This is a genomic window from Oceanobacillus profundus, assembly GCF_003515705.1.
Classification (GTDB): domain Bacteria; phylum Bacillota; class Bacilli; order Bacillales; family Amphibacillaceae; genus Oceanobacillus; species Oceanobacillus profundus.
The window spans coordinates 1-24,227 of sequence record NZ_QWEH01000029.1 but is presented as its reverse complement, the minus strand read 5'-3'; the positions used below and the strand labels follow the sequence as shown (position 1 = coordinate 24,227).

Below are 24,227 nucleotides of genomic sequence, written 5' to 3'. Positions count from 1 at the left end.
GATCGCGTCAGTAGGTCGCCGCCCCGTAACCTGTCGGATCACCGGAAAGGACCCGTAAAGTGATAATGATTATCATCTACATATCACAACGTGCGTGGAGGCCATCAAACCACGTCAAATAATCAATTATGACGCAGGTATCGTATTAATTGATCTGCATCAACTTAACGTAAAAACAACTTCAGACAATACAAATCAGCGACACTGAATACGGGGCAACCTCATGTCAACGAAGAACAGAACCCGCAGAACAACAACCCGCAACATCCGCTTTCCTAACCAAATGATTGAACAAATTAACATCGCTCTTGAGCAAAAAGGGTCCGGGAATTTCTCAGCCTGGGTCATTGAAGCCTGCCGTCGGAGACTAACGTCAGAAAAGAGAGCATATACATCAATTAAAAGTGATGAAGAATGAACATCCCGCGTTCTTCCCTCCGAACAGGACGATATTGTAAATTCACTTAATTACGAGGGCATTGCAGTAATTGAGTTGCAGTTTTACCACTTTCCTGACAGTGACAGACTGCGTGTTGGCTCTGTCACAGACTAAATAGTTTGAATGATTAGCAGTTATGGTGATCAGTCAACCACCAGGGAATAATCCTTCATATTATTATCGTGCTTCACCAACGCTGCCTCAATTGCTCTGAATGCTTCCAGAGACACCTTATGTTCTATACATGCAATTACAACATCAGGGTAACTCATAGAAATGGTGCTATTAAGCATATTTTTTACACGAATCAGATCCACGGAGGGATCATCAGCAGATTGTTCTTTATTCATTTTGTCGCTCCATGCGCTTGCTCTTCATCTAGCGGTTAAAATATTACTTCAAATCTTTCTGTATGAAGATTTGAGCACGTTGGCCTTACATACATCTGTCGGTTGTATTTCCCTCCAGAATGCCAGCAGGACCGCACTTTGTTACGCAACCAATACTATTAAGTGAAAACATTCCTAATATTTGACATAAATCATCAACAAAACACAAGGAGGTCAGACCAGATTGAAACGATAAAAACGATAATGCAAACTACGCGCCCTCGTATCACATGGAAGGTTTTACCAATGGCTCAGGTTGCCATTTTTAAAGAAATATTCGATCAAGTGCGAAAAGATTTAGACTGTGAATTGTTTTATTCTGAACTAAAACGTCACAACGTCTCACATTATATTTACTATCTAGCCACAGATAATATTCACATCGTGTTAGAAAACGATAACACCGTGTTAATAAAAGGACTTAAAAAGGTTGTAAATGTTAAATTCTCAAGAAACACGCATCTTATAGAAACGTCCTATGATAGGTTGAAATCAAGAGAAATCACATTTCAGCAATACAGGGAAAATCTTGCTAAAGCAGGAGTTTTCCGATGGGTTACAAATATCCATGAACATAAAAGATATTACTATACCTTTGATAATTCATTACTATTTACTGAGAGCATTCAGAACACTACACAAATCTTTCCACGCTAAATCATAACGTCCGGTTTCTTCCGTGTCAGCACCGGGGCGTTGGCATAATGCAATACGTGTACGCGCTAAACCCTGTGTGCATCGTTTTAATTATTCCCGGACACTCCCGCAGAGAAGTTCCCCGTCAGGGCTGTGGACATAGTTAATCCGGGAATACAATGACGATTCATCGCACCTGACATACATTAATAAATATTAACAATATGAAATTTCAACTCATTGTTTAGGGTTTGTTTAATTTTCTACACATACGATTCTGCGAACTTCAAAAAGCATCGGGAATAACACCATGAAAAAAATGCTACTCGCTACTGCGCTGGCCCTGCTTATTACAGGATGTGCTCAACAGACGTTTACTGTTCAAAACAAACCGGCAGCAGTAGCACCAAAGGAAACCATCACCCATCATTTCTTCGTTTCTGGAATTGGGCAGAAGAAAACTGTCGATGCAGCCAAAATTTGTGGCGGCGCAGAAAATGTTGTTAAAACAGAAACCCAGCAAACATTCGTAAATGGATTGCTCGGTTTTATTACTTTAGGCATTTATACTCCGCTGGAAGCGCGTGTGTATTGCTCACAATAATTGCATGAGTTGCCCATCGATATGGGCAACTCTATCTGCACTGCTCATTAATATACTTCTGGGTTCCTTCCAGTTGTTTTTGCATAGTGATCAGCCTCTCTCTGAGGGTGAAATAATCCCGTTCAGCGGTGTCTGCCAGTCGGGGGGAGGCTGCATTATCCACGCCGGAGGCGGTGGTGGCTTCACGCACTGACTGACAGACTGCTTTGATGTGCAACCGACGACGACCAGCGGCAACATCATCACGCAGAGCATCATTTTCAGCTTTAGCATCAGCTAACTCCTTCGTGTATTTTGCATCGAGCGCAGCAACATCACGCTGACGCATCTGCATGTCAGTAATTGCCGCGTTCGCCAGCTTCAGTTCTCTGGCATTTTTGTCGCGCTGGGCTTTGTAGGTAATGGCGTTATCACGGTAATGATTAACAGCCCATGACAGGCAGACGATGATGCAGATAACCAGAGCGGAGATAATCGCGGTGACTCTGCTCATACATCAATCTCTCTGACCGTTCCGCCCGCTTCTTTGAATTTTGCAATCAGGCTGTCAGCCTTATGCTCGAACTGACCATAACCAGCGCCCGGCAGTGAAGCCCAGATATTGCTGCAACGGTCGATTGCCTGACGGATATCACCACGATCAATCATAGGTAAAGCGCCACGCTCCTTAATCTGCTGCAATGCCACAGCGTCCTGACTTTTCGGAGAGAAGTCTTTCAGGCCAAGCTGCTTGCGGTAGGCATCCCACCAACGGGAAAGAAGCTGGTAGCGTCCGGCGCCTGTTGATTTGAGTTTTGGGTTTAGCGTGACAAGTTTGCGAGGGTGATCGGAGTAATCAGTAAATAGCTCTCCGCCTACAATGACGTCATAACCATGATTTCTGGTTTTCTGACGTCCGTTATCAGTTCCCTCCGACCACGCCAGCATATCGAGGAACGCCTTACGTTGATTATTGATTTCTACCATCTTCTACTCCGGCTTTTTTAGCAGCGAAGCGTTTGATAAGCGAACCAATCGAGTCAGTACCGATGTAGCCGATAAACACGCTCGTTATATAAGCGAGATTGCTACTTAGTCCGGCGAAGTCGAGAAGGTCACGAATGAACTAGGCGATAATGGCGCACATCGTTGCGTCGATTACTGTTTTTGTAAACGCACCGCCATTATATCTGCCGCGAAGGTACGCCATTGCAAACGCAAGGATTGCCCCGATGCCTTGTTCCTTTGCCGCGAGAATGGCGGCCAACAGGTCATGTTTTTCTGGCATCTTCATGTCTTACCCCCAATAAGGGGATTTGCTCTATTTAATTAGGAATAAGGTCGATTACTGATAGAACAAATCCAGGCTACTGTGTTTAGTAATCAGATTTGTTCGTGACCGATATGCACGGGCAAAACGGCAGGAGGTTGTTAGCGCGACCTCCTGCCACCCGCTTTCACGAAGGTCATGTGTAAAAGGCCGCAGCGTAACTATTACTAATGAATTCAGGACAGACAGTGGCTACGGCTCAGTTTGGGTTGTGCTGTTGCTGGGCGGCGATGACGCCTGTACGCATTTGGTGATCCGGTTCTGCTTCCGGTATTCGCTTAATTCAGCACAACGGAAAGAGCACTGGCTAACCAGGCTCGCCGACTCTTCACGATTATCGACTCAATGCTCTTACCTGTTGTGCAGATATAAAAAATCCCGAAACCGTTATGCAGGCTCTAACTATTACCTGCGAACTGTTTCGGGATTGCATTTTGCAGACCTCTCTGCCTGCGATGGTTGGAGTTCCAGACGATACGTCGAAGTGACCAACTAGGCGGAATCGGTAGTAAGCGCCGCCTCTTTTCATCTCACTACCACAACGAGCGAATTAACCCATCGTTGAGTCAAATTTACCCAATTTTATTCAATAAGTCAATATCATGCCGTTAATATGTTGCCATCCGTGGCAATCATGCTGCTAACGTGTGACCGCATTCAAAATGTTGTCTGCGATTGACTCTTCTTTGTGGCATTGCACCACCAGAGCGTCATACAGCGGCTTAACAGTGCGTGACCAGGTGGGTTGGGTAAGGTTTGGGATTAGCATCGTCACAGCGCGATATGCTGCGCTTGCTGGCATCCTTGAATAGCCGACGCCTTTGCATCTTCCGCACTCTTTCTCGACAACTCTCCCCCACAGCTCTGTTTTGGCAATATCAACCGCACGGCCTGTACCATGGCAATCTCTGCATCTTGCCCCCGGCGTCGCGGCACTACGGCAATAATCCGCATAAGCGAATGTTGCGAGCACTTGCAGTACCTTTGCCTTAGTATTTCCTTCAAGCTTTGCCACACCACGGTATTTCCCCGATACCTTGTGTGCAAATTGCATCAGATAGTTGATAGCCTTTTGTTTGTCGTTCTGGCTGAGTTCGTGCTTACCGCAGAATGCAGCCATACCGAATCCGGCTTGTGATTGCGCCATCCCCATAGCAGCCATCACATCAGTACCGGAAAGAGAGTCAGAAGCCGTGGCCCGTGGTGAGTCGCTCATCATCGGGCTTTTTGGCGAATGAAATTTAGCTACGCTTTCGAGTCTCATGCGCCTTCTCCCTGTACCTGAATCAATGTTAGGTTTCCGCAGAACACTGCGCCGGTATCGATATACATTTGGTTGGCAAACTTGAGTGGTTTCACTGCTGGCGTATGACCAAAGATGAACGTGTCCGCGCCTTTGATTTCTTTCACGATCCCGTTTTGTGAGTTGCTGATTCGTTCGCGGTTCCAGATTACCTGCTGATGATCAACTGGCTTTCCAAACTCGTATTCGTCAAAGGGATAATCGGCGTGGCAGATAACATATTTTTTATCTTTGCTCACCAGTTCGATGATTAACGGAAGTTCATCTGCTTTATGGGCAAGAGCTTTAGCCAGAATTTCTTTGTCGTAATCGAGATTAAAGAACCAGCCACCGCCATTAAGCAGCCAGTGATTAACGTTTCCACGCTCTGATAAGCCATCAATCATCATTTGCTCATGGTTTCCACGTACAGCTCTGAACCAGGGGAATGTGATTAATTCCAGGCATTCAACGTTCTCTGCACCACGATCAACCAAATCGCCCACCGAGATAAGCAGGTCTTTTTTGTTGTCGAATCCAATCGTATCCAGTTTGTTCATCAGGTTCGTGTAGCATCCGTGCAGATCGCCAACTACCCAAATATTTCGGTATTTGCTGCCATCAATTTTTTCGTAATAGCGCATCTCTTTCACTCCATCCGCGATGAACCATGAGAACGTCGTTGACGATGGCGTGCATTTTCCCGTCTTTATCATCAACGTATTTTCTGACCGTACCGCGACTACATTTCAGTCTGCGTGCTACTTCTGTCTGATTTCCGTATGTTTCAACGAGCATGTCTGGAATGGTTTTTACTGAGAACGTCATGCGGCCTCACTTCTGCTATTTCGCAGGTCTTTGAGTTTCTGTTGGTACTCTGCCTTGATCGCCTTGCACTCTTCGATAGTCCAGCGATGGCGGTTATGGTTTGATTCGATTTCGTCTACTGCTTCCTGCCCGATGCGGCTAATCAGTTCGACGCGATACGGAACGAGATTTCCGCTTTTGTGCTGGTTGCACACCACGCATTGCTTGTGAATATTGCGTTCATTAAATCGGAGTTGAGGTGCCGCAGCAGTTGTCCGGTAATGTCCGGCATCCCACTGAGCAGACGTGAGCGTTCCGCACGAGATACATGGTAAGTCGCGGTCTCTTTCTCTGATGAAGGCGTTTACGGCTTGTTGGGCTTGTTTAATCCAGTAACTGCGGGGCTTTAAGGCGAGTTTTCGAATCTTAAGTTTATCTTTCTGTTTCTGCTCCTCTCGTCGTCGTTTCTTCTCTGCTGCTTTTTCCGCTTTTTCGCGTTCTTTACTTCGTCGTTCGAGTGCTATCTTGGTTCCACACTCTGGAGAGCACCACCACTGATTAGCGAATGCAGGGTGAAACCATTCCCGGCATTCATCGTTTTTACATCGTCTTCGCGCTGGTTTAGCCATCATCTTCTTCCTCGTGCATCGAGCTATTCGGATCGCTCATCAGTTCTGCGCAGCAGTGCTCACACACGTGAACTTCCAGCACATGCAGCTTCTGACCGCAGTTAGCGCACGTTAAAGCTCGCTCGACGCTTTCTTGTTCGTAACTTCGATTTTGGTCAATCACCTTGTTTTCCTCGCACGACGTCTTAGCCACCGGATATCCCACAGGTGAGCCGTGTAGTTGAAGGTTTTTACGTCAGATTCTTTTGGGATTGGCTTGGGTTTATTTCTGGTGCGTTTCGTTGGAAGGTATTTGCAGTTTTCGCAGATTATGTCGGTGATACTTCGTCGCTGTCTCGCCACACGTCCTCCTTTTCCTGCGGTAGTGGTAACACCCCTGTTGGTGTTCTTTCACACCGGAGACACCATCGATTCCAGTAAGGTTGATTTGGTCGGAAGCGGTTATCTTCTTTGCATTCACCGCACCGATAACATCGCATCATGCAGCTTCCCTCCCGAAGTCGAAATCAAGCTGCCCTCCAAATATTTCGCATGACTCAGAACAAGAGCCGGTATCGAATCTTTTAGCTCGTACCATGTCCTGATACAGGGCTTGATAATCATTTTCTGAATACATTTTCGCGATACCGTCCAGCGACATTCTTCCTCGGTACATAATCTCCTTTGGCGTTTCCCGATGTCCGTCACGCACATGGGATCCCGTGATGACCTCATTAAAAACACGCTGCAATCCCTCCTCATCTTTGCAGGCAAGTCCGATTTTTTGCGTTGATTTTTTAATGCAGAATATGCAGTTACCGAGATGTTCCGGTATTTGCAAATCGAATGGTTGTTGCTTCCACCATGCGAGGATATCTTCCTTCTCAAAGTCTGACAGTTCAGCAAGATATCTGATTCCAGGCTTTGGCTTTAGCCGCTTCGGTTCATCAGCTCTGATGCCAATCCACGTGGTGTAATTCCCTCGCCCGAAATGGTCATCACAGTATTTGGTGAAGGGAACGAGTTTTAATCTGTCAGTGCAGAACGCGCCGCCGACGTATGGAGTGCCATATTTCTTTACCATATCGATAAATGGCTTCAGAACAGGCATTCGCGTCTGAATATCCTTTGGTTCCCATACCGTATAACCATTTGGCTGTCCAAGCTCCGGGTTGATATCAACCTGCAATACGGTGAGCGGTATATCCCAGAACTTCACAACTTCCCTGACAAACCGATATGTCATTGGATGTTCACAACCTGTATCCATGAAAACGTAATGCACGTCTTTACCTGCCCGTCGCTTTTGCTCCATTAGCCAGAGCAAATATGCTGACGTCCTGCCACCGGAGAAACTAACGACATTTATCATGCAGCCCTGTCTCCCCATCTCGCTTTCCACTCCAGAGCCAGTCTCGCTTCGTCTGACCACTTAACGCCACGCTCTGTACCGAATGCCTGTATAAGCTCTAATAGCTCCGCAAATTCGCCTACACGCATCCTGCTGGTTGACTGGCCTATTACCACAAAGCCATTCCCGGCAAGGTTAGGAACAACATCCTGCTGCTTTAATGCTGCGGTAAACACACACTTCCAGCTTTCTGCATCCAGCCAGCGACCATGCCATTCAACCTGACGAGAGACGTCACCTAAGCAGGCCCATAGCTTCCTGTTTTGGTCTAAGCTGCGGTTGCGTTCCTGAATGGTTACTACGATTGGTTTGGTTGGGTCTGGAAGGATTTGCTGTACTGCGTGAATAGCGTTTTGCTGATGTGCTGGAGATCGAATTTCAAAGGTTAGTTTTTTCATGACTTCCCTCTCCCCCAAATAAAAAGGCCTGCGATTACCAGCAGGCCTGTTATTAGCTCAGTAATGTAGATGGTCATCTTTTAACTCCATATACCGCCAATACCCGTTTCATCGCGGCACTCTGGCGACACTCCTTAAAAACCAGGTTCGTGCTCATCTTTCCTTCCCGTTCTTCCCTGGTAGCAAACCGGTAATACACCGTTCGCCAGACCTTACCTTCGATAACCAGAAGACCTGCCCGTGCCATTTTAGCCGCGGCCTGATTTATGCTGGTTACTGTTGCGCCTGTTAGCGCGGCAACGTCCGGCGCACAGAAGCTATTATGCGTCCCCAGGTAATGAATAATTGCCTCTTTGCCCGTCATACACTTGCTCCTTTCAGTCCGAACTTAGCTTTGATTTCTGCGATCTTCGCCAGAGCCTGTGCACGATTTAGAGGTCTACCGCCCATGACAGGAAGTTGTTTTACTGGTTCAGGGATCGCCTCACCACGGTTAATTCTCGCAGTCATATGGACAAGCTCATCTGCGGCCTTACGGCGTAATTCCGCATCAGTAAGCGCATTGGCCCGCATGTTCTGATACAGGTTGGTAACCAGCCAGTAGTGCGCGTTTGATTTCCACGGATAAGACTCCGCATCCGGATACAGGCCTCGCTTCCGGCAATACTCGTAAACCATATCAACCAGCTCGCTGACGTTTGGCAGTCCGGCGGTAACGGATGCTTCTTCCCGGCACCATGCAACAAACTGCCCGGGTGATGGCAGAAATGGTCGATTCTGCCGACGGGCTACGCGCATTCCTGCGTTAACCTGTTCCATCGTGGTGATCCCGTTTTCCCGAAAAGCCAGAACCCACTGGCGACGGATTTCGTTCACTTCGTTCTGGTCACGGTTAGCCAGGCTCGCCGGGAAAGTTGCCAGTAACTGGCTGAACACACCGTTGATGATCTGCGCTACCTGCTGTACCTGCGGCTTTTCGTCGTACTGTTCCGGCATGTTGTTGGCGATCCGACGCATCTGCTCACGGTCAAAGTTAACCATCTGTGCGGCGATGTTTTTCATAGATCCACCCCGTAAATCCAGTCTGTGTTTGTCAGGTCGAGTTTTGGTTTGCTGGCTGTCACGCCTGCCTGTTGCTTGTTACGGTTGATTTCGAGTTGGGTCCACTTATCGCGGAGTTTGGCCGGGCTCAGCACGTTACCGGACCAGAAGTTGTCCTGGCATGCCCAGCGGAACAGCACACACATGTCGCGGTGGTTACGTCCGTCACGTTCACGCATCAGGCGGATATCGTTAGCCCACCCAGCAAAATTCGGTTTTCTGGCTGATGGTGCGATAGTCTTCACCATGTCAAACATCCACTCTGCGGCGGTCAGGTCTTCTGCTGTCCCCCACTTGCTGCCGCTCTGAATTGCAGCATCCGGTTTCACCACAGAAAGGTCGTTTTCTGGCTGGTCAGAGGATTCGCCAGAATTCTCTGACGAATAATCTTTTCTTTTTTCTTTTGTAATAGTGTCTTTTGTGTCCCCCTGTTTTGAGGGATAGCAATCCCCCAATTTGAGGGATGTTTTATCCCTCGTTTTAGGGGATTTTCCCTCGTTTTGAGGGATGCACCATTCTGAGATGTTTTTATTTGGTCCAAACATGCCGCCTTGCTGCTTGATAATATTCATTCTGACGAGTTCTAACTTGGCTTCATTGCACCGTTTGACAGGTAACTTTGTAATCTCGCTAAGTTGAGAATCGGTGATTCTGTCCATTGGTTTATTCCACCCATAGGTTTTACGCAGAATGGCAAGCAGCACTTTAAACTGTCGCTTGGTCAGATCTGCGCCCGAATAAGCCTCAAGCAGCATATTTGATAGTCTGGCGTAACCATCATCGAGATCTGCCACATTACGCTCCTGTCCGGCAAAGTTACCTCTGCCGAAGTTGAGTATTTTTGCTGTATTTGTCATAATGACTCCTGTTGATAGATCCAGTAATGACCTCAGAACTCCATCTGGATTTGTTCAGAACGCTCGGTTGCCGCCGGGCGTTTTTTATTGGTGAGAATCGCAGCAACTTGTCGCGCCAATCGAGCCATGTCGTCGTCAACGACCCCCCATTCAAGAACAGCAAGCAGCATTGAGAACTTTGGAATCCAGTCCCTCTTCCACCTGCTGATCTGCGACTTATCAACGCCCACAGCTTCCGCTGTCTTCTCAGTTCCAAGCATTGCGATTTTGTTAAGCAACGCACTCTCGATTCGTAGAGCCTCGTTGCGTTTGTTTGCACGAACCATATGTAAGTATTTCCTTAGATAACAATTGATTGAATGTATGCAAATAAATGCATACACCATAGGTGTGGTTTAATTTGATGCCCTTTTTCAGGGCTGGAATGTGTAAGAGCGGGGTTATTTATGCTGTTGTTTTTTTGTTACTCGGGAAGGGCTTTACCTCTTCCGCATAAACGCTTCCATCAGCGTTTATAGTTAAAAAAATCTTTCGGCCTGCATGAATGGCCTTGTTGATCGCGCTTTGATATACGCCGAGATCTTTAGCTGTCTTGGTTTGCCCAAAGCGCATTGCATAATCTTTCAGGGTTATGCGTTGTTCCATACAACCTCCTTAGTACATGCAACCATTATCACCGCCAGAGGTAAAATAGTCAACACGCACGGTGTTAGATATTTATCCCTTGCGGTGATAGATTTAACGTATGAGCACAAAAAAGAAACCATTAACACAAGAGCAGCTTGAGGACGCACGTCGCCTTAAAGCAATTTATGAAAAAAAGAAAAATGAACTTGGCTTATCCCAGGAATCTGTCGCAGACAAGATGGGGATGGGGCAGTCAGGCGTTGGTGCTTTATTTAATGGCATCAATGCATTAAATGCTTATAACGCCGCATTGCTTACAAAAATTCTCAAAGTTAGCGTTGAAGAATTTAGCCCTTCAATCGCCAGAGAAATCTACGAGATGTATGAAGCGGTTAGTATGCAGCCGTCACTTAGAAGTGAGTATGAGTACCCTGTTTTTTCTCATGTTCAGGCAGGGATGTTCTCACCTAAGCTTAGAACCTTTACCAAAGGTGATGCGGAGAGATGGGTAAGCACAACCAAAAAAGCCAGTGATTCTGCATTCTGGCTTGAGGTTGAAGGTAATTCCATGACCGCACCAACAGGCTCCAAGCCAAGCTTTCCTGACGGAATGTTAATTCTCGTTGACCCTGAGCAGGCTGTTGAGCCAGGTGATTTCTGCATAGCCAGACTTGGGGGTGATGAGTTTACCTTCAAGAAACTGATCAGGGATAGCGGTCAGGTGTTTTTACAACCACTAAACCCACAGTACCCAATGATCCCATGCAATGAGAGTTGTTCCGTTGTGGGGAAAGTTATCGCTAGTCAGTGGCCTGAAGAGACGTTTGGCTGATCGGCAAGGTGTTCTGGTCGGCGCATAGCTGATAACAATTGAGCAAGAATCTTCATCGAATTAGGGGAATTTTCACTCCCCTCAGAACATAACATAGTAAATGGATTGAATTATGAAGAATGGTTTTTATGCGACTTACCGCAGCAAAAATAAAGGGAAAGATAAGCGCTCAATAAACCTGTCTGTTTTCCTTAATTCTCTGCTGGCTGATAATCATCACCTGCAGGTTGGCTCCAATTATTTGTATATTCATAAAATCGATGGAAAAACTTTTCTCTTTACCAAAACAAATGACAAGAGTCTGGTTCAGAAGATAAATCGCTCTAAAGCTTCAGTTGAAGATATTAAGAACAGCCTCGCAGATGACGAATCATTGGGATTCCCATCTTTTTTGTTTGTTGAAGGCGACACCATTGGTTTTGCCAGAACTGTTTTCGGGCCGACCACATCCGATCTGACAGATTTTTTAATCGGGAAAGGAATGTCATTAAGCAGTGGAGAGCGCGTTCAGATAGAGCCACTGATGAGGGGAACCACCAAAGACGATGTTATGCATATGCATTTCATCGGCCGAACAACGGTGAAGGTAGAAGCCAAGCTACCTGTATTTGGCGATATATTAAAGGTCTTAGGGGCAACAGATATTGAAGGGGAGCTTTTTGACTCATTGGATATAGTCATTAAGCCAAAATTTAAAAGGGATATAAAAAAGGTTGCCAAGGATATTATTTTTAACCCGTCACCTCAATTTTCAGACATTAGCCTGCGGGCAAAAGATGAGGCCGGAGATATTTTAACAGAACATTATCTATCAGAAAAAGGCCATCTCTCAGCGCCTCTGAACAAGGTCACCAATGCTGAGATAGCTGAAGAGATGGCATATTGCTACGCAAGAATGAAAAGTGATATACTGGAATGTTTTAAAAGGCAGGTGGGCAAAGTTAAGGATTAATTATCAGGAGTAATTATGCGGAACAGAATCATGCCTGGTGTTTACATAGTAATAATTCCTTACGTTATCGTAAGCATTTGCTATCTCCTTTTCCGCCACTACATTCCTGGTGTTTCTTTTTCAGCTCATAGAGATGGTCTTGGGGCGACATTGTCATCATATGCAGGAACCATGATTGCAATCCTGATTGCTGCCTTGACGTTTCTAATCGGAAGCAGAACGCGCCGACTGGCCAAGATTAGAGAGTATGGGTATATGACATCGGTAGTTATTGTCTATGCCCTTAGTTTTGTTGAGCTTGGAGCTTTGTTTTTCTGCGGGTTATTGCTTCTTTCCAGCATAAGCGGCTACATGATACCCACTATCGCCATCGGCATTGCCTCTGCATCGTTCATTCATATATGCATCCTTGTTTTCCAACTATATAATTTGACCAGAGAACAAGAATAACCCGGCCTCAGCGCCGGGTTTTCTTTGCCTCACGATCGCCCCCAAAACACATAACCAATTGTATTTATTGAAAAATAAATAGATACAACTCACTAAACATAGCAATTCAGATCTCTCACCTACCAAACAATGCCCCCCTGCAAAAAATAAATTCATATAAAAAACATACAGATAACCATCTGCGGTGATAAATTATCTCTGGCGGTGTTGACATAAATACCACTGGCGGTGATACTGAGCACATCAGCAGGACGCACTGACCACCATGAAGGTGACGCTCTTAAAAATTAAGCCCTGAAGAAGGGCAGCATTCAAAGCAGAAGGCTTTGGGGTGTGTGATACGAAACGAAGCATTGGCCGTAAGTGCGATTCCGGATTAGCTGCCAATGTGCCAATCGCGGGGGGTTTTCGTTCAGGACTACAACTGCCACACACCACCAAAGCTAACTGACAGGAGAATCCAGATGGATGCACAAACACGCCGCCGCGAACGTCGCGCAGAGAAACAGGCTCAATGGAAAGCAGCAAATCCCCTGTTGGTTGGGGTAAGCGCAAAACCAGTTAACCGCCCTATTCTCTCGCTGAATCGCAAACCGAAATCACGAGTAGAAAGCGCACTAAATCCGATAGACCTTACAGTGCTGGCTGAATACCACAAACAGATTGAAAGCAACCTGCAACGTATTGAGCGCAAGAATCAGCGCACATGGTACAGCAAGCCTGGCGAACGCGGCATAACATGCAGTGGACGCCAGAAAATTAAGGGAAAATCGATTCCTCTTATCTAGTTACTTAGATATTGGCCTTGGCTTTATCTCAATATTATATGGATCATAGCTGGCAACTAATTCAGTCCAGTAAATATCCTCAATAGGGAATAATATATGCTTTCCATTCCATCGGGAAAAAGTTTTGTTCAACACACCAAGCTCAATCAACTCACTAATGTATGGGAATTGTTTTGATGTAACCACATACTTCCTGCCTTCATTAAGGGCTGCGCACAAAACCATAGATTGCTCTTCTGTAAGGTTTTGAATTACTGATCGCACTTTATCGTTTTGCATCTTAATGCGTTTTCTTAGCTTAAATCGCTTATATCTGGCGCTGGCAATAGCTGATAATCGATGCACATTAATTGCTAGCGAAAATGCAAGAGCAAAGACGAAAACATGCCACACATGAGGAATACCGATTCTCTCATTAACATATTCAGGCCAGTTATCTGGGCTTAAAAGCAGAAGTCCAACCCAGATAACGATCATATACATGGTTCTCTCCAGAGGTTCATTACTGAACACTCGTCCGAGAATAACGAGTGGATCCATTTCTATACTCATCAAACTGTAGGGGTTGTAATAGTTTATCCGATTTCTCGCTGTAGGGGTACACGAGAACCACCGAGCCTGATGTGGTTAAAAGACAGGCACAATCTTTACTACCGCAATCCACTATTTAAGGTGATATATGGAAGAAGAATTTGAAGAGTTCGAAGAGCATCCTCAGGATGTGATGGAACAATACCAGGACTATCCGTATGACTACGACTATTGATAAAAATCAATGGTGTGGACAATTCAAGCGATGCAATGGATGCAAGCTGCAATCGGAATGCATGGTTAAGCCTGAAGAAATGTTTCCTGTAATGGAAGATGGGAAATATGTCGATAAATGGGCAATACGAACGACGGCAATGATTGCCAGAGAACTTGGTAAACAGAACAACAAAGCTGCCTGATAGTGGCCTTTATTTTTGGCATAAATAACAGAATAAACACTGCACTGTGTATTCATTCCAACGAGTGAATACACGGAGCAATGTCGCTCGTAACTAAACAGGAGCCGACTTGTTCTGATTATTGGAAATCTTCTTTGCCCTCCAGTGTGAGGGCGATTTTTTATCTGTGAGGATATGAACAGATGTCAAACATCAAAAAATACATCATTGATTACGACTGGAAAGCATCAATAGAAATTGAAATCGACCATGACGTAATGACAGAGGAAAAACTTCACCAGATTAATAATTTCTGGTCAGACTCTGAATACCGACTCAATAAACACGGCTCTGTATTAAATGCTGTATTAATCATGCTGGCGCAACATGCTCTGCTTATAGCAATTTCAAGCGACTTAAATGCATATGGTGTTGTGTGTGAGTTCGACTGGAATGATGGAAATGGTCAGGAAGGATGGCCTCCAATGGATGGTAGCGAAGGAATAAGAATTACCGATATCGATACATCAGGAATATTTGATTCAGATGATATGACTATCAAGGCCGCCTGAGTGCGGTTTTACCGCATACCAATAACGCTTCACTCGAGGCGTTTTTCGTTATGTATAAATAAGGAGCACACCATGCAATATGCCATTGCAGGGTGGCCTGTTGCTGGCTGCCCTTCCGAATCTTTACTTGAACGAATCACCCGTAAATTACGTGACGGATGGAAACGCCTTATCGACATACTTAATCAGCCAGGAGTCCCAAAGAATGGATCAAACACTTATGGCTATCCAGACTAAATTCACTATCGCCACTTTTATTGGCGATGAAAAGATGTTTCGTGAAGCCGTCGACGCTTATAAAAAATGGATATTAATACTGAAACTGAGATCAAGCAAAAGCATTCACTAACCCCCTTTCCTGTTTTCCTAATCAGCCCGGCATTTCGCGGGCGATATTTTCACAGCTATTTCAGGAGTTCAGCCATGAACGCTTATTACATTCAGGATCGTCTTGAGGCTCAGAGCTGGGCGCGTCACTACCAGCAGCTCGCCCGTGAAGAGAAAGAGGCAGAACTGGCAGACGACATGGAAAAAGGCCTGCCCCAGCACCTGTTTGAATCGCTATGCATCGATCATTTGCAACGCCACGGGGCCAGCAAAAAATCCATTACCCGTGCGTTTGATGACGATGTTGAGTTTCAGGAGCGCATGGCAGAACACATCCGGTACATGGTTGAAACCATTGCTCACCACCAGGTTGATATTGATTCAGAGGTATAAAACGAATGAGTACTGCACTCGCAACGCTGGCTGGGAAGCTGGCTGAACGTGTCGGCATGGATTCTGTCGACCCACAGGAACTGATCACCACTCTTCGCCAGACGGCATTTAAAGGTGATGCCAGCGATGCGCAGTTCATCGCATTACTGATCGTTGCCAACCAGTACGGCCTTAATCCGTGGACGAAAGAAATTTACGCCTTTCCTGATAAGCAGAATGGCATCGTTCCGGTGGTGGGCGTTGATGGCTGGTCCCGCATCATCAATGAAAACCAGCAGTTTGATGGCATGGACTTTGAGCAGGACAATGAATCCTGTACATGCCGGATTTACCGCAAGGACCGTAATCATCCGATCTGCGTTACCGAATGGATGGATGAATGCCGCCGCGAACCATTCAAAACTCGCGAAGGCAGAGAAATCACGGGGCCGTGGCAGTCGCATCCCAAACGGATGTTACGTCATAAAGCCATGATTCAGTGTGCCCGTCTGGCCTTCGGATTTGCTGGTATCTATGACAAGGATGAAGCCGAGCGCATTGTCGAAAATACTGCATACACTGCAGAACGTCAGCCGGAACGCGACATCACTCCGGTTAACGATGAAACCATGCAGGAGATTAACACTCTGCTGATCGCCCTGGATAAAACATGGGATGACGACTTATTGCCGCTCTGTTCCCAGATATTTCGCCGCGACATTCGTGCATCGTCAGAACTGACACAGGCCGAAGCAGTAAAAGCTCTTGGATTCCTGAAACAGAAAGCCGCAGAGCAGAAGGTGGCAGCATGACACCGGACATTATCCTGCAGCGTACCGGGATCGATGTGAGAGCTGTCGAACAGGGGGATGATGCGTGGCACAAATTACGGCTCGGCGTCATCACCGCTTCAGAAGTTCACAACGTGATAGCAAAACCCCGCTCCGGAAAGAAGTGGCCTGACATGAAAATGTCCTACTTCCACACCCTGCTTGCTGAGGTTTGCACCGGTGTGGCTCCGGAAGTTAACGCTAAAGCACTGGCCTGGGGAAAACAGTACGAGAACGACGCCAGAACCCTGTTTGAATTCACTTCCGGCGTGAATGTTACTGAATCCCCGATCATCTATCGCGACGAAAGTATGCGTACCGCCTGCTCTCCCGATGGTTTATGCAGTGACGGCAACGGCCTTGAACTGAAATGCCCGTTTACCTCCCGGGATTTCATGAAGTTCCGGCTCGGTGGTTTCGAGGCCATAAAGTCAGCTTACATGGCCCAGGTGCAGTACAGCATGTGGGTGACGCGAAAAAATGCCTGGTACTTTGCCAACTATGACCCGCGTATGAAGCGTGAAGGCCTGCATTATGTCGTGATTGAGCGGGATGAAAAGTACATGGCGAGTTTTGACGAGATCGTGCCGGAGTTCATCGAAAAAATGGACGAGGCACTGGCTGAAATTGGTTTTGTATTTGGGGAGCAATGGCGATGACGCATCCTCACGATAATATCCGGGTAGGCGCAATCACTTTCGTCTACTCCGTTACAAAGCGAGGCTGGGTATTTCCCGGCCTTTCTGTTATCCGAAATCCACTGAAAGCACAGCGGCTGGCTGAGGAGATAAATAATAAACGAGGGGCTGTATGCACAAAGCATCTTCTGTTGAGTTAAGAACGAGTATCGAGATGGCACATAGCCTTGCTCAAATTGGAATCAGGTTTGTGCCAATACCAGTAGAAACAGACGAAGAATTTCATACGTTAGCCGCATCCCTTTCACAAAAGCTGGAAATGATGGTGGCGAAAGCAGAAGCAGATGAGAGAAACCAGGTATGACAACCACGGAATGCATTTTTCTGGCAGCGGGCTTCATATTCTGTGTGCTTATGCTTGCCGACATGGGACTTGTTCAATGACACCTCAGCAGGAAAACGCCCTTCGCAGCATTGCCCGTCAGGCTAATTCTGAAATCAAAAAAAGCCAGACAGCAGTTTCCGGATAAAAACGTCGATGACATTTGCCGTAGCGTACTGAAGAAGCACCGCGAAACGGTAACGCTGATGGGATTCACACCGACTCATTTAAGCCTGGCAATCGGCATGTTAAACGGCGTCTTTAAGGAACGATGAACATGAAAAGCAAAATCATCAGGGAGCTACAGGCTCCTTTTTTATTATTCGCATTCACCCTCAAGCGTATTAACCAACAGTTCAGGGATTAATGAAAGATGGCAGACATCATTGATTCAGCATCAGAAATAGAAGAATTACAGCGCAACACAGCAATAAAAATGCGCCGCCTGAACCACCAGGCTATATCTGCCACTCATTGTTGTGAGTGTGGCGATCCGATAGATGAACGAAGACGCCTGGTCGTTCAGGGTTGTCGGACTTGTGCAAGTTGCCAGGAGGATCTGGAACTTATCAGTAAACAGAGAGGTTCGAAGTGAGCGAAATTAACTCTCAGGCACTGCGTGAAGCGGCAGAGCAGGCAATGCATGACGACTGGGGATTTGACGCAGACCTTTTCCATGAATTGGTAACACCATCGATTGTGCTGGAACTGCTGGATGAACGGGAAAGAAACCAGCAATACATCAAACGCCGCGACCAGGAGAACGAGGATATTGCGCTAACAGTAGGGAAACTGCGTGTTGAGCTTGAAACAGCAAAATCAAAACTCAACGAGCAGCGTGAGTATTACGAAGGTGTTATCTCGGATGGGAGTAAGCGTATTGCTAAACTGGAAAGCAACGAAGTCCGTGAAGACGGAAACCAGTTTCTTGTTGTTCGCCATCCTGGGAAGACTCCTGTTATCAAGCACTGCACTGGTGACCTGGAAGAGTTTCTGCGGCAGTTAATCGAACAAGACCCGTTAGTAACTATCGACATCATTACGCATCGCTATTACGGGGTTGGAGGTCAATGGGTTCAGGATGCAGGTGAGTATCTGCATATGATGTCTGACGCTGGCATTCGCATCAAAGGAGAGTGAGATCGGTTTTGTAAAAGATAACGCTTGTGAAAATGCTGAATTTCGCGTCGTCTTCACAGCGATGCCAGAGTCTGTAGTGTCAGATGATGACCGTACTCAAACATCGGGTTGAGTATTATCTTACTGTTTCTTTACATAAACATTGCTGATACCGTTTAGCTGAAACGACATACATTGCAAGGAGTTTATAAATGAGTATCAATGAGTTAGAGTCTGAGCAAAAAGATTGGGCGTTATCAATGTTGTGCAGATCCGGTGTCTTGTCTCCATGCAGACATCACGAAGGTGTTTATGTAGATGAAGGTATAGATATAGAGTCGGCATACAAATATTCCATGAAGGTTTATAAGTCTAATGAAGACAAATCCCCATTCTGCAATGTGCGAGAAATGACTGATACCGTGCAAAATTATTATCACGAGTACGGTGGAAACGATACTTGCCCTCTCTGTACAAAACATATAGATGATTAAACCCAATATTACATAACAATCCTCGCACTCGCGGGGATTTATTTTATCTGAACTCGCTACGGCGGGTTTTGTTTTATGGAGATGATAAATGCACTTCCGAGTCACAGGAGAATGGAATGGAGAGCCATTCAACAGAGTTATCGAAGCGGAGAACATCAACGACTGCTACGACCACTGGATGATATGGGCGCAGATAGCACATGCAGACGTAACCAATATTCGAATTGAAGAACTGAAAGAACACCAAGCCGCCTGATGGCGGTTTTTTCTTGCGTGTAATTGCGGAGACTTTGCGATGTACTTGACACTTCAGGAGTGGAACGCACGCCAGCGACGTCCAAGAAGCCTTGAAACAGTTCGTCGATGGGTTCGGGAATGCAGGATATTCCCACCTCCGGTTAAGGATGGAAGAGAGTATCTGTTCCACGAATCAGCGGTAAAGGTTGACTTAAATCGACCAGTAACAGGTGGCCTTTTGAAGAGGATCAGAAATGGGAAGAAGGCGAAGTCATGAGCGCCGGGATTTACCCCCTAACCTTTATATAAGAAACAATGGATATTACTGCTACAGGGACCCAAGGACGGGTAAAGAGTTTGGATTAGGCAGAGACAGGCGAATCGCAATCACTGAAGCTATACAGGCCAACATTGAGTTATTTTCAGGACACAAACACAAGCCTCTGACAGCGAGAATCAACAGTGATAATTCCGTTACGTTACATTCATGGCTTGATCGCTACGAAAAAATCCTGGCCAGCAGAGGAATCAAGCAGAAGACACTCATAAATTACATGAGCAAAATTAAAGCAATAAGGAGGGGTCTGCCTGATGCTCCACTTGAAGACATCACCACAAAAGAAATTGCGGCAATGCTCAATGGATACATAGACGAGGGCAAGGCGGCGTCAGCCAAGTTAATCAGATCAACACTGAGCGATGCATTCCGAGAGGCAATAGCTGAAGGCCATATAACAACAAACCATGTCGCTGCCACTCGCGCAGCAAAATCAGAGGTAAGGAGATCAAGACTTACGGCTGACGAATACCTGAAAATTTATCAAGCAGCAGAATCATCACCATGTTGGCTCAGACTTGCAATGGAACTGGCTGTTGTTACCGGGCAACGAGTTGGTGATTTATGCGAAATGAAGTGGTCTGATATCGTAGATGGATATCTTTATGTCGAGCAAAGCAAAACAGGCGTAAAAATTGCCATCCCAACAGCATTGCATATTGATGCTCTCGGAATATCAATGAAGGAAACACTTGATAAATGCAAAGAGATTCTTGGCGGAGAAACCATAATTGCATCTACTCGTCGCGAACCGCTTTCATCCGGCACAGTATCAAGGTATTTTATGCGCGCACGAAAAGCATCAGGTCTTTCCTTCGAAGGGGATCCGCCTACCTTTCACGAGTTGCGCAGTTTGTCTGCAAGACTCTATGAGAAGCAGATAAGCGATAAGTTTGCTCAACATCTTCTCGGGCATAAGTCGGACACCATGGCATCACAGTATCGTGATGACAGAGGCAGGGAGTGGGACAAAATTGAAATCAAATAATGATTTTATTTTGACTGATAGTGACCTGTTCGTTGCAACAAATTGATAAGCAATGCTTTTTTATAATGCCAACTTAGTATAAAAAAGCTGAACGAGAAACGTAAAATGATATAAATATCAATATATTAAATTAGATTTTGCATAAAAAACAGACTACATAATACTGTAAAACACAACATATGCAGTCACTATGAATCAACTACTTAGATGGTATTAGTGACCTGTAACAGAGCATTAGCGCAAGGTGATTTTTGTCTTCTTGCGCTAATTTTTTGTCATCAAACCTGTCGCACTCCAGAGAAGCACAAAGCCTCGCAATCCAGTGCAAAGCTTTGTGTGCCACCCACTACGACCTGCATAACCAGTAAGAAGATAGCAGTGATGTCAAACGACGCAGCTGACTTCTTTTCTTTCACGACTTCCCCACACCCAGCATGCATACCTTTCCGCCATAACTGTAGTGAATGTCTGTTATGAGCGAGGAGCGGAAGTTAACACTTATGAAAAATGGCTACGAAGTCCGTGGCTATCTATCGGCTTATTAGTACTTGAAACGCTTCTTCAGAAGCCTGAAGAGCTAATCGTTCGGCGATACTATATATGCATTAATAGACTATATCGTTGGTATAAACAGTGCACCATGCAACATGAATAACAGTGGGTTATCCAAAAGGAAGCAGAAAGCTAAATATGGAAAACTACAATACGATGCCCCGTTAAGTTCAATACTACTAATTTTTAGATGGAAAACGTATGTAATAGAGAGTAACTTAAAAGAGAGATCCTGTGTTGCCGCCAAATAAATTGCGGTTATTTTAATAAAATTAAGGGTTACTATATGTTGGAGTTTAGTGTTATTGAAAGAGGCGGGTATATTCCTGCAGTAGAAAAAAATAAGGCATTCCTACGAGCAGATGGTTGGAATGACTATTCCTTTGTTACAATGTTTTATCTTACTGTCTTTGATGAGCATGGTGAAAAATGCGATATCGGAAATGTTAAAATTGGTTTTGTAGGTCAAAAAGAAGAAGTAAGCACTTATTCATTAATAGATAAAAAATTCAGTCAACTCCCTGAAATGTTTTTTTCCTTAGGTGAAAGCATTGACTACTATGTTAATCTCAGCAAATTAAGCGATGGTTTTAAACATAACCTTCTTAAAGCTATTCAGGATTTAGTAGTATGGCCAAATCGATTAGCCGACATTGAAAATGAAAGCGTCCTTAACACCTCATTACTTAGAGGGGTAACTCTTTCAGAAATTCATGGACAGTTCGCACGTGTGTTAAATGGTTTGCCAGAATTGTCAGATTTCCACTTTTCATTTAATAGAAAAAGTGCTCCCGGATTCAGTGATTTAACTATACCTTTTGAGGTGACGGTTAATTCTATGCCCAGCACGAACATTCATGCTTTTATCGGGCGGAATGGGTGTGGTAAAACAACAATTTTGAATGGAATGATTGGTGCAATCACCAACCCAGAAAACAATGAATATTTTTTCTCTGAAAATAATAGACTTATCGAGTCAAGAATCCCAAAGGGATATTTTCGATCGCTTGTTTCAGTTTCGTTTAGTGCATTTGATCCTTTTACTCCTCCTAAAGAACAACCTGACCCAGCAAAAGGTACACAATACTTTTATATTGGACTCAAGAATGCTGCCAGCAATAGTTTAAAATCACTAGGCGATCTCCGCTTAGAATTCATTTCAGCATTTATTGGTTGTATGAGAGTAGATAGAAAAAGACAACTCTGGCTTGAAGCTATCAAAAAACTAAGTAGTGATGAAAACTTTTCAAATATGGAACTCATCAGCCTCATTTCTAAATATGAAGAGTTAAGACGTAATGAACCACAGATTCAAGTGGACGATGATAAATTCACTAAATTGTTTTATGACAATATCCAGAAATATCTGCTTCGAATGAGCTCTGGACATGCAATTGTTTTATTTACTATCACAAGATTAGTAGATGTCGTTGGCGAAAAGTCATTAGTTTTATTCGATGAACCAGAGGTTCATCTGCATCCACCTTTGCTCTCTGCTTTTTTACGAACATTAAGCGACTTACTCGATGCACGCAATGGTGTAGCAATAATTGCAACTCATTCCCCAGTAGTACTGCAAGAGGTTCCAAAATCCTGCATGTGGAAAGTCCTACGGTCAAGAGAAGCAATAAATATTATCCGTCCGGATATTGAGACATTCGGTGAGAACTTAGGTGTTTTAACTCGTGAGGTGTTTTTACTTGAAGTGACAAATTCTGGATACCACCACTTATTATCGCAGTCCGTTGATTCAGAGCTTTCTTATGAAACCATTCTAAAAAATTATAATGGTCAGATAGGATTAGAAGGTCGAACCGTTTTAAAAGCGATGATAATGAACAGAGATGAAGGTAAAGTACAATGAAAAAACTACCTCTTCCAGCGAGAACTTATAGCGAAATGCTTAATAAATGCTCGGAAGGTATGATGCAGATAAATGTTAGAAATAATTTCATTACTCACTTCCCCACTTTTTTGCAGAAAGAACAACAATATAGAATATTAAGCTCGACAGGTCAGTTATTTACCTACGACAGGACACACCCTCTTGAGCCTACAACCTTAGTAGTTGGTAACCTGACAAAGGTTAAATTAGAAAAGCTTTATGAAAATAATCTCCGAGATAAAAACAAACCCGCTAGAACATATTACGATGACATGCTTGTTTCATCAGGTGAAAAATGTCCATTTTGTGGTGATATAGGACAGACAAAAAATATAGATCATTTTCTTCCTATTGCACATTATCCTGAATTTTCGGTGATGCCTATTAATTTAGTTCCATCGTGCCGCGACTGCAATATGGGAGAGAAAGGTCAAGTTTTCGCAGTAGATGAGGTACACCAAGCGATTCATCCCTATATCGACAAGGACATTTTTTTTCGTGAGCAATGGGTATATGCAAATTTCGTTTCCGGAACTCCGGGTGCTATCAGTTTTTATGTTGAATGCCCGGCGAACTGGAGGCAGGAAGACAAACACAGAGCTCTTCATCATTTCAAGCTATTAAATATTGCTAACAGGTATCGTTTGGAGGCAGGGAAGCACTTGAGTGAAGTGATTACTCAAAGAAACTCTTTCGTAAAAGTTATAAGGAAATATAGTTCAACCGCAACGTTTCAGCAGCTACAGTCAGAATTTATTGAAGCAAATCTGAAACCTATTATAGATTTGAATGACTTCCCCAATTATTGGAAAAGAGTTATGTATCAGTGCCTAGCAAACTCGGAAGATTTTTTCAGAGGGATCTAGAATATGATGAAAGATAGAAAATTACGACGCTTATCGGAAGTGAACGAATACTTTTTATATGAGGAGGGCTGTTTTTACAAAATCCGGTAGTAACTTGCTAACCAATTCCTAGGCAGGTCATTGGCAACAGTGGCATGCACCGAGAAGGACGTTTGTAATGTCCGCTCCGGCACATAGCAGTCCTAGGGACAGTGGCGACTGACTGGGGA

The 24,227-nt window shown here is 44.9% G+C and carries 41 protein-coding genes and 1 pseudogene; 23 read left to right on the top strand and 19 right to left on the bottom strand.

Annotated features, from left to right (window positions below):
- Positions 1-223 precede the first annotated feature (223 nt).
- Positions 224-418 carry a YlcI/YnfO family protein gene (locus D1B32_RS22685; RefSeq protein ID WP_001421937.1) on the top strand — a complete coding sequence of 65 codons (195 nt, stop codon included), beginning with the start codon at positions 224-226 and terminating at the stop codon, positions 416-418.
- A gap of 164 nt (positions 419-582) precedes the next feature.
- On the opposite strand, the gene ybcW is transcribed toward D1B32_RS22685, so the two are convergent.
- A complete protein-coding gene (gene ybcW / locus D1B32_RS22680; protein WP_001031427.1) occupies positions 583-789 on the bottom strand; it encodes a protein YbcW in 207 nt (68 codons plus the stop codon).
- Positions 790-1,074: 285 nt separating this feature from the next.
- Between ybcW and D1B32_RS22670 the strand changes: the two genes are divergently transcribed.
- A complete protein-coding gene (locus D1B32_RS22670) occupies positions 1,075-1,485 on the top strand; it encodes a DUF1398 domain-containing protein (RefSeq protein WP_012775990.1) in 411 nt (136 codons plus the stop codon).
- Positions 1,486-1,774: 289 nt separating this feature from the next.
- Positions 1,775-2,068: a serum resistance lipoprotein Bor gene (gene bor / locus D1B32_RS22665; protein ID WP_000738492.1), complete on the top strand. Its 294-nt coding sequence runs from the start codon at positions 1,775-1,777 to the stop codon at positions 2,066-2,068.
- 31 nt (positions 2,069-2,099) lie between these two features.
- Here bor and rzpD read toward each other — a convergent pair whose 3' ends face one another.
- From rzpD to D1B32_RS22575, 17 genes and pseudogenes are all read right to left on the bottom strand, one after another.
- A complete protein-coding gene (gene rzpD, locus D1B32_RS22660) occupies positions 2,100-2,561 on the bottom strand; it encodes a prophage endopeptidase RzpD (protein WP_000092275.1) in 462 nt (153 codons plus the stop codon).
- On the bottom strand, positions 2,558-3,034 hold the full coding sequence (locus tag D1B32_RS22655; protein ID WP_000229403.1) for a glycoside hydrolase family 24 protein: 477 nt from the start codon (positions 3,032-3,034) through the stop codon (positions 2,558-2,560). The genes rzpD and D1B32_RS22655 overlap by 4 nt, the downstream gene beginning before the upstream one ends.
- Positions 3,018-3,335, bottom strand: a pseudogene (locus tag D1B32_RS24380) (phage holin, lambda family). Before D1B32_RS24380 ends, D1B32_RS22655 begins: the two are co-directional and overlap by 17 nt.
- A gap of 682 nt (positions 3,336-4,017) precedes the next feature.
- Entirely contained in the window at positions 4,018-4,641 is a 624-nt protein-coding gene (locus D1B32_RS22640; RefSeq protein ID WP_001235459.1) for an antitermination protein Q, read from the bottom strand.
- Entirely contained in the window at positions 4,638-5,303 is a 666-nt protein-coding gene (locus D1B32_RS22635; RefSeq protein WP_001271136.1) for a serine/threonine protein phosphatase, read from the bottom strand. The genes D1B32_RS22640 and D1B32_RS22635 overlap by 4 nt, the downstream gene beginning before the upstream one ends.
- Complete coding sequence (locus tag D1B32_RS22630; RefSeq protein WP_095463760.1) at positions 5,281-5,457, bottom strand: protein ninH; 177 nt, start codon at positions 5,455-5,457, stop codon at positions 5,281-5,283. The genes D1B32_RS22635 and D1B32_RS22630 overlap by 23 nt, the downstream gene beginning before the upstream one ends.
- Before the next feature lie 26 nt (positions 5,458-5,483).
- Complete coding sequence (locus D1B32_RS22625; protein ID WP_001108044.1) at positions 5,484-6,095, bottom strand: recombination protein NinG; 612 nt, start codon at positions 6,093-6,095, stop codon at positions 5,484-5,486.
- Positions 6,088-6,258 (bottom strand): protein NinF, encoded by a 171-nt coding sequence (locus D1B32_RS22620; RefSeq protein ID WP_000566997.1) that lies wholly within the window; start codon positions 6,256-6,258, stop codon positions 6,088-6,090. The genes D1B32_RS22625 and D1B32_RS22620 overlap by 8 nt, the downstream gene beginning before the upstream one ends.
- Positions 6,255-6,437: a NinE family protein gene (locus D1B32_RS22615; RefSeq protein WP_000113775.1), complete on the bottom strand. Its 183-nt coding sequence runs from the start codon at positions 6,435-6,437 to the stop codon at positions 6,255-6,257. Before D1B32_RS22615 ends, D1B32_RS22620 begins: the two co-directional genes overlap by 4 nt.
- Complete coding sequence (gene ninD / locus D1B32_RS22610) at positions 6,404-6,574, bottom strand: protein NinD (protein WP_223368622.1); 171 nt, start codon at positions 6,572-6,574, stop codon at positions 6,404-6,406. Before ninD ends, D1B32_RS22615 begins: the two co-directional genes overlap by 34 nt.
- Complete coding sequence (locus D1B32_RS22605; protein WP_000611491.1) at positions 6,574-7,446, bottom strand: phosphoadenosine phosphosulfate reductase domain-containing protein; 873 nt, start codon at positions 7,444-7,446, stop codon at positions 6,574-6,576. The genes ninD and D1B32_RS22605 overlap by 1 nt, the downstream gene beginning before the upstream one ends.
- On the bottom strand, positions 7,443-7,883 hold the full coding sequence (locus tag D1B32_RS22600) for a recombination protein NinB (RefSeq protein WP_000736903.1): 441 nt from the start codon (positions 7,881-7,883) through the stop codon (positions 7,443-7,445). Before D1B32_RS22600 ends, D1B32_RS22605 begins: the two co-directional genes overlap by 4 nt.
- Positions 7,884-7,956: 73 nt before the next feature.
- Positions 7,957-8,247, bottom strand: coding sequence for a protein ren (locus tag D1B32_RS22595; protein ID WP_000145933.1), 291 nt, complete (start codon positions 8,245-8,247; stop codon positions 7,957-7,959).
- Complete coding sequence (locus D1B32_RS22590) at positions 8,244-8,945, bottom strand: replication protein P (protein WP_000788910.1); 702 nt, start codon at positions 8,943-8,945, stop codon at positions 8,244-8,246. Before D1B32_RS22590 ends, D1B32_RS22595 begins: the two co-directional genes overlap by 4 nt.
- Positions 8,942-9,841 (bottom strand): replication protein, encoded by a 900-nt coding sequence (locus D1B32_RS22585; RefSeq protein ID WP_000185505.1) that lies wholly within the window; start codon positions 9,839-9,841, stop codon positions 8,942-8,944. Before D1B32_RS22585 ends, D1B32_RS22590 begins: the two co-directional genes overlap by 4 nt.
- 32 nt (positions 9,842-9,873) lie before the next feature.
- On the bottom strand, positions 9,874-10,167 hold the full coding sequence (locus D1B32_RS22580; protein ID WP_000251069.1) for a CII family transcriptional regulator: 294 nt from the start codon (positions 10,165-10,167) through the stop codon (positions 9,874-9,876).
- A 118-nt stretch (positions 10,168-10,285) separates the two neighbouring features.
- Positions 10,286-10,486: a Cro/CI family transcriptional regulator gene (locus D1B32_RS22575; RefSeq protein WP_000437875.1), complete on the bottom strand. Its 201-nt coding sequence runs from the start codon at positions 10,484-10,486 to the stop codon at positions 10,286-10,288.
- A 100-nt stretch (positions 10,487-10,586) separates the two neighbouring features.
- Between D1B32_RS22575 and D1B32_RS22570 the strand changes: the two genes are divergently transcribed.
- From D1B32_RS22570 to D1B32_RS22555, 4 genes are all read left to right on the top strand, one after another.
- A complete protein-coding gene (locus D1B32_RS22570) occupies positions 10,587-11,300 on the top strand; it encodes a LexA family protein (RefSeq protein ID WP_000104864.1) in 714 nt (237 codons plus the stop codon).
- Positions 11,301-11,412: 112 nt separating this feature from the next.
- On the top strand, positions 11,413-12,252 hold the full coding sequence (locus tag D1B32_RS22565; protein ID WP_000788349.1) for a RexA family antiphage protein: 840 nt from the start codon (positions 11,413-11,415) through the stop codon (positions 12,250-12,252).
- 30 nt (positions 12,253-12,282) lie between these two features.
- The gene (locus D1B32_RS22560; protein WP_002969635.1) at positions 12,283-12,702 is read left to right on the top strand and encodes a protein rexB; all 420 of its coding nucleotides are present in this window, start codon (positions 12,283-12,285) and stop codon (positions 12,700-12,702) included.
- 464 nt (positions 12,703-13,166) lie between these two features.
- Positions 13,167-13,490: an antitermination protein N gene (locus tag D1B32_RS22555; RefSeq protein WP_001564525.1), complete on the top strand. Its 324-nt coding sequence runs from the start codon at positions 13,167-13,169 to the stop codon at positions 13,488-13,490.
- Here D1B32_RS22555 and D1B32_RS22550 read toward each other — a convergent pair whose 3' ends face one another.
- Positions 13,491-13,967: a superinfection exclusion B family protein gene (locus D1B32_RS22550; protein WP_137545608.1), complete on the bottom strand. Its 477-nt coding sequence runs from the start codon at positions 13,965-13,967 to the stop codon at positions 13,491-13,493.
- 272 nt (positions 13,968-14,239) lie between these two features.
- Between D1B32_RS22550 and D1B32_RS22545 the strand changes: the two genes are divergently transcribed.
- The 16 genes from D1B32_RS22545 to D1B32_RS22460 all read left to right on the top strand — a co-directional run bounded on the left by D1B32_RS22545 (position 14,240) and on the right by D1B32_RS22460 (position 24,018).
- Positions 14,240-14,440 (top strand): antirestriction Ral family protein, encoded by a 201-nt coding sequence (locus tag D1B32_RS22545; RefSeq protein ID WP_000213975.1) that lies wholly within the window; start codon positions 14,240-14,242, stop codon positions 14,438-14,440.
- Positions 14,441-14,622: 182 nt separating this feature from the next.
- On the top strand, positions 14,623-14,991 hold the full coding sequence (locus D1B32_RS22540; RefSeq protein ID WP_000065374.1) for a DUF2528 family protein: 369 nt from the start codon (positions 14,623-14,625) through the stop codon (positions 14,989-14,991).
- 72 nt (positions 14,992-15,063) lie between these two features.
- Positions 15,064-15,228: a protease FtsH-inhibitory lysogeny factor CIII gene (locus D1B32_RS23615; protein ID WP_001198861.1), complete on the top strand. Its 165-nt coding sequence runs from the start codon at positions 15,064-15,066 to the stop codon at positions 15,226-15,228.
- On the top strand, positions 15,197-15,340 hold the full coding sequence (kil, locus tag D1B32_RS23610; protein ID WP_000372937.1) for a host cell division inhibitory peptide Kil: 144 nt from the start codon (positions 15,197-15,199) through the stop codon (positions 15,338-15,340). The genes D1B32_RS23615 and kil overlap by 32 nt, the downstream gene beginning before the upstream one ends.
- A 74-nt stretch (positions 15,341-15,414) precedes the next feature.
- Positions 15,415-15,711 (top strand): host-nuclease inhibitor Gam family protein, encoded by a 297-nt coding sequence (locus D1B32_RS22525; protein WP_000995451.1) that lies wholly within the window; start codon positions 15,415-15,417, stop codon positions 15,709-15,711.
- Positions 15,712-15,716: 5 nt separating this feature from the next.
- Positions 15,717-16,502 carry a phage recombination protein Bet gene (gene bet, locus D1B32_RS22520; RefSeq protein ID WP_000100844.1) on the top strand — a complete coding sequence of 262 codons (786 nt, stop codon included), beginning with the start codon at positions 15,717-15,719 and terminating at the stop codon, positions 16,500-16,502.
- Positions 16,499-17,179, top strand: coding sequence for a lambda exonuclease family protein (locus tag D1B32_RS22515; protein ID WP_000186853.1), 681 nt, complete (start codon positions 16,499-16,501; stop codon positions 17,177-17,179). The genes bet and D1B32_RS22515 overlap by 4 nt, the downstream gene beginning before the upstream one ends.
- Positions 17,176-17,358 carry a DUF1317 domain-containing protein gene (locus tag D1B32_RS22510; RefSeq protein WP_000149542.1) on the top strand — a complete coding sequence of 61 codons (183 nt, stop codon included), beginning with the start codon at positions 17,176-17,178 and terminating at the stop codon, positions 17,356-17,358. The genes D1B32_RS22515 and D1B32_RS22510 overlap by 4 nt, the downstream gene beginning before the upstream one ends.
- Positions 17,331-17,522, top strand: coding sequence for a DUF1382 family protein (locus D1B32_RS22505; protein WP_015979260.1), 192 nt, complete (start codon positions 17,331-17,333; stop codon positions 17,520-17,522). Before D1B32_RS22510 ends, D1B32_RS22505 begins: the two co-directional genes overlap by 28 nt.
- Positions 17,523-17,913: 391 nt before the next feature.
- A complete protein-coding gene (locus tag D1B32_RS22495) occupies positions 17,914-18,135 on the top strand; it encodes a TraR/DksA family transcriptional regulator (RefSeq protein ID WP_000763367.1) in 222 nt (73 codons plus the stop codon).
- Positions 18,132-18,680, top strand: coding sequence for an ead/Ea22-like family protein (locus D1B32_RS22490; RefSeq protein WP_001289873.1), 549 nt, complete (start codon positions 18,132-18,134; stop codon positions 18,678-18,680). Before D1B32_RS22495 ends, D1B32_RS22490 begins: the two co-directional genes overlap by 4 nt.
- A 191-nt stretch (positions 18,681-18,871) precedes the next feature.
- Entirely contained in the window at positions 18,872-19,153 is a 282-nt protein-coding gene (locus tag D1B32_RS22485; protein ID WP_000026224.1) for an Ea8.5 family phage-derived protein, read from the top strand.
- A gap of 295 nt (positions 19,154-19,448) precedes the next feature.
- Entirely contained in the window at positions 19,449-19,667 is a 219-nt protein-coding gene (locus tag D1B32_RS22475) for an excisionase (RefSeq protein ID WP_002414258.1), read from the top strand.
- Positions 19,645-20,715 (top strand): tyrosine-type recombinase/integrase, encoded by a 1,071-nt coding sequence (locus tag D1B32_RS22470; RefSeq protein ID WP_000533640.1) that lies wholly within the window; start codon positions 19,645-19,647, stop codon positions 20,713-20,715. Before D1B32_RS22475 ends, D1B32_RS22470 begins: the two co-directional genes overlap by 23 nt.
- 838 nt (positions 20,716-21,553) lie before the next feature.
- On the top strand, positions 21,554-23,131 hold the full coding sequence (locus D1B32_RS22465; protein WP_015979259.1) for an AAA family ATPase: 1,578 nt from the start codon (positions 21,554-21,556) through the stop codon (positions 23,129-23,131).
- The gene (locus D1B32_RS22460; RefSeq protein ID WP_000735931.1) at positions 23,128-24,018 is read left to right on the top strand and encodes an HNH endonuclease signature motif containing protein; all 891 of its coding nucleotides are present in this window, start codon (positions 23,128-23,130) and stop codon (positions 24,016-24,018) included. The genes D1B32_RS22465 and D1B32_RS22460 overlap by 4 nt, the downstream gene beginning before the upstream one ends.
- Positions 24,019-24,227: the final 209 nt, after the last annotated feature.

Bases quoted from the DNA above. Each gene is read 5' to 3' on its own strand.
- D1B32_RS22685 (WP_001421937.1), top strand. From the start codon at position 224: ATGTCAACGAAGAACAGAACCCGCAGAACAACAACCCGCAACATCCGC.
- ybcW (WP_001031427.1), bottom strand. From the start codon at position 789: ATGAATAAAGAACAATCTGCTGATGATCCCTCCGTGGATCTGATTCGT.
- D1B32_RS22670 (WP_012775990.1), top strand. From the start codon at position 1,075: ATGGCTCAGGTTGCCATTTTTAAAGAAATATTCGATCAAGTGCGAAAA.
- bor (WP_000738492.1), top strand. From the start codon at position 1,775: ATGAAAAAAATGCTACTCGCTACTGCGCTGGCCCTGCTTATTACAGGA.
- rzpD (WP_000092275.1), bottom strand. From the start codon at position 2,561: ATGAGCAGAGTCACCGCGATTATCTCCGCTCTGGTTATCTGCATCATC.
- D1B32_RS22655 (WP_000229403.1), bottom strand. From the start codon at position 3,034: ATGGTAGAAATCAATAATCAACGTAAGGCGTTCCTCGATATGCTGGCG.
- D1B32_RS22640 (WP_001235459.1), bottom strand. From the start codon at position 4,641: ATGAGACTCGAAAGCGTAGCTAAATTTCATTCGCCAAAAAGCCCGATG.
- D1B32_RS22635 (WP_001271136.1), bottom strand. From the start codon at position 5,303: ATGCGCTATTACGAAAAAATTGATGGCAGCAAATACCGAAATATTTGG.
- D1B32_RS22630 (WP_095463760.1), bottom strand. From the start codon at position 5,457: ATGCTCGTTGAAACATACGGAAATCAGACAGAAGTAGCACGCAGACTG.
- D1B32_RS22625 (WP_001108044.1), bottom strand. From the start codon at position 6,095: ATGGCTAAACCAGCGCGAAGACGATGTAAAAACGATGAATGCCGGGAA.
- ninD (WP_223368622.1), bottom strand. From the start codon at position 6,574: ATGCGATGTTATCGGTGCGGTGAATGCAAAGAAGATAACCGCTTCCGA.
- D1B32_RS22605 (WP_000611491.1), bottom strand. From the start codon at position 7,446: ATGATAAATGTCGTTAGTTTCTCCGGTGGCAGGACGTCAGCATATTTG.
- D1B32_RS22600 (WP_000736903.1), bottom strand. From the start codon at position 7,883: ATGAAAAAACTAACCTTTGAAATTCGATCTCCAGCACATCAGCAAAAC.
- D1B32_RS22595 (WP_000145933.1), bottom strand. From the start codon at position 8,247: ATGACGGGCAAAGAGGCAATTATTCATTACCTGGGGACGCATAATAGC.
- D1B32_RS22590 (WP_000788910.1), bottom strand. From the start codon at position 8,945: ATGAAAAACATCGCCGCACAGATGGTTAACTTTGACCGTGAGCAGATG.
- D1B32_RS22585 (WP_000185505.1), bottom strand. From the start codon at position 9,841: ATGACAAATACAGCAAAAATACTCAACTTCGGCAGAGGTAACTTTGCC.
- D1B32_RS22580 (WP_000251069.1), bottom strand. From the start codon at position 10,167: ATGGTTCGTGCAAACAAACGCAACGAGGCTCTACGAATCGAGAGTGCG.
- D1B32_RS22575 (WP_000437875.1), bottom strand. From the start codon at position 10,486: ATGGAACAACGCATAACCCTGAAAGATTATGCAATGCGCTTTGGGCAA.
- D1B32_RS22570 (WP_000104864.1), top strand. From the start codon at position 10,587: ATGAGCACAAAAAAGAAACCATTAACACAAGAGCAGCTTGAGGACGCA.
- D1B32_RS22565 (WP_000788349.1), top strand. From the start codon at position 11,413: ATGAAGAATGGTTTTTATGCGACTTACCGCAGCAAAAATAAAGGGAAA.
- D1B32_RS22560 (WP_002969635.1), top strand. From the start codon at position 12,283: ATGCCTGGTGTTTACATAGTAATAATTCCTTACGTTATCGTAAGCATT.
- D1B32_RS22555 (WP_001564525.1), top strand. From the start codon at position 13,167: ATGGATGCACAAACACGCCGCCGCGAACGTCGCGCAGAGAAACAGGCT.
- D1B32_RS22550 (WP_137545608.1), bottom strand. From the start codon at position 13,967: ATGATCGTTATCTGGGTTGGACTTCTGCTTTTAAGCCCAGATAACTGG.
- D1B32_RS22545 (WP_000213975.1), top strand. From the start codon at position 14,240: ATGACTACGACTATTGATAAAAATCAATGGTGTGGACAATTCAAGCGA.
- D1B32_RS22540 (WP_000065374.1), top strand. From the start codon at position 14,623: ATGTCAAACATCAAAAAATACATCATTGATTACGACTGGAAAGCATCA.
- D1B32_RS23615 (WP_001198861.1), top strand. From the start codon at position 15,064: ATGCAATATGCCATTGCAGGGTGGCCTGTTGCTGGCTGCCCTTCCGAA.
- kil (WP_000372937.1), top strand. From the start codon at position 15,197: ATGGATCAAACACTTATGGCTATCCAGACTAAATTCACTATCGCCACT.
- D1B32_RS22525 (WP_000995451.1), top strand. From the start codon at position 15,415: ATGAACGCTTATTACATTCAGGATCGTCTTGAGGCTCAGAGCTGGGCG.
- bet (WP_000100844.1), top strand. From the start codon at position 15,717: ATGAGTACTGCACTCGCAACGCTGGCTGGGAAGCTGGCTGAACGTGTC.
- D1B32_RS22515 (WP_000186853.1), top strand. From the start codon at position 16,499: ATGACACCGGACATTATCCTGCAGCGTACCGGGATCGATGTGAGAGCT.
- D1B32_RS22510 (WP_000149542.1), top strand. From the start codon at position 17,176: ATGACGCATCCTCACGATAATATCCGGGTAGGCGCAATCACTTTCGTC.
- D1B32_RS22505 (WP_015979260.1), top strand. From the start codon at position 17,331: ATGCACAAAGCATCTTCTGTTGAGTTAAGAACGAGTATCGAGATGGCA.
- D1B32_RS22495 (WP_000763367.1), top strand. From the start codon at position 17,914: ATGGCAGACATCATTGATTCAGCATCAGAAATAGAAGAATTACAGCGC.
- D1B32_RS22485 (WP_000026224.1), top strand. From the start codon at position 18,872: ATGAGTATCAATGAGTTAGAGTCTGAGCAAAAAGATTGGGCGTTATCA.
- D1B32_RS22475 (WP_002414258.1), top strand. From the start codon at position 19,449: ATGTACTTGACACTTCAGGAGTGGAACGCACGCCAGCGACGTCCAAGA.
- D1B32_RS22470 (WP_000533640.1), top strand. From the start codon at position 19,645: ATGGGAAGAAGGCGAAGTCATGAGCGCCGGGATTTACCCCCTAACCTT.
- D1B32_RS22465 (WP_015979259.1), top strand. From the start codon at position 21,554: ATGTTGGAGTTTAGTGTTATTGAAAGAGGCGGGTATATTCCTGCAGTA.
- D1B32_RS22460 (WP_000735931.1), top strand. From the start codon at position 23,128: ATGAAAAAACTACCTCTTCCAGCGAGAACTTATAGCGAAATGCTTAAT.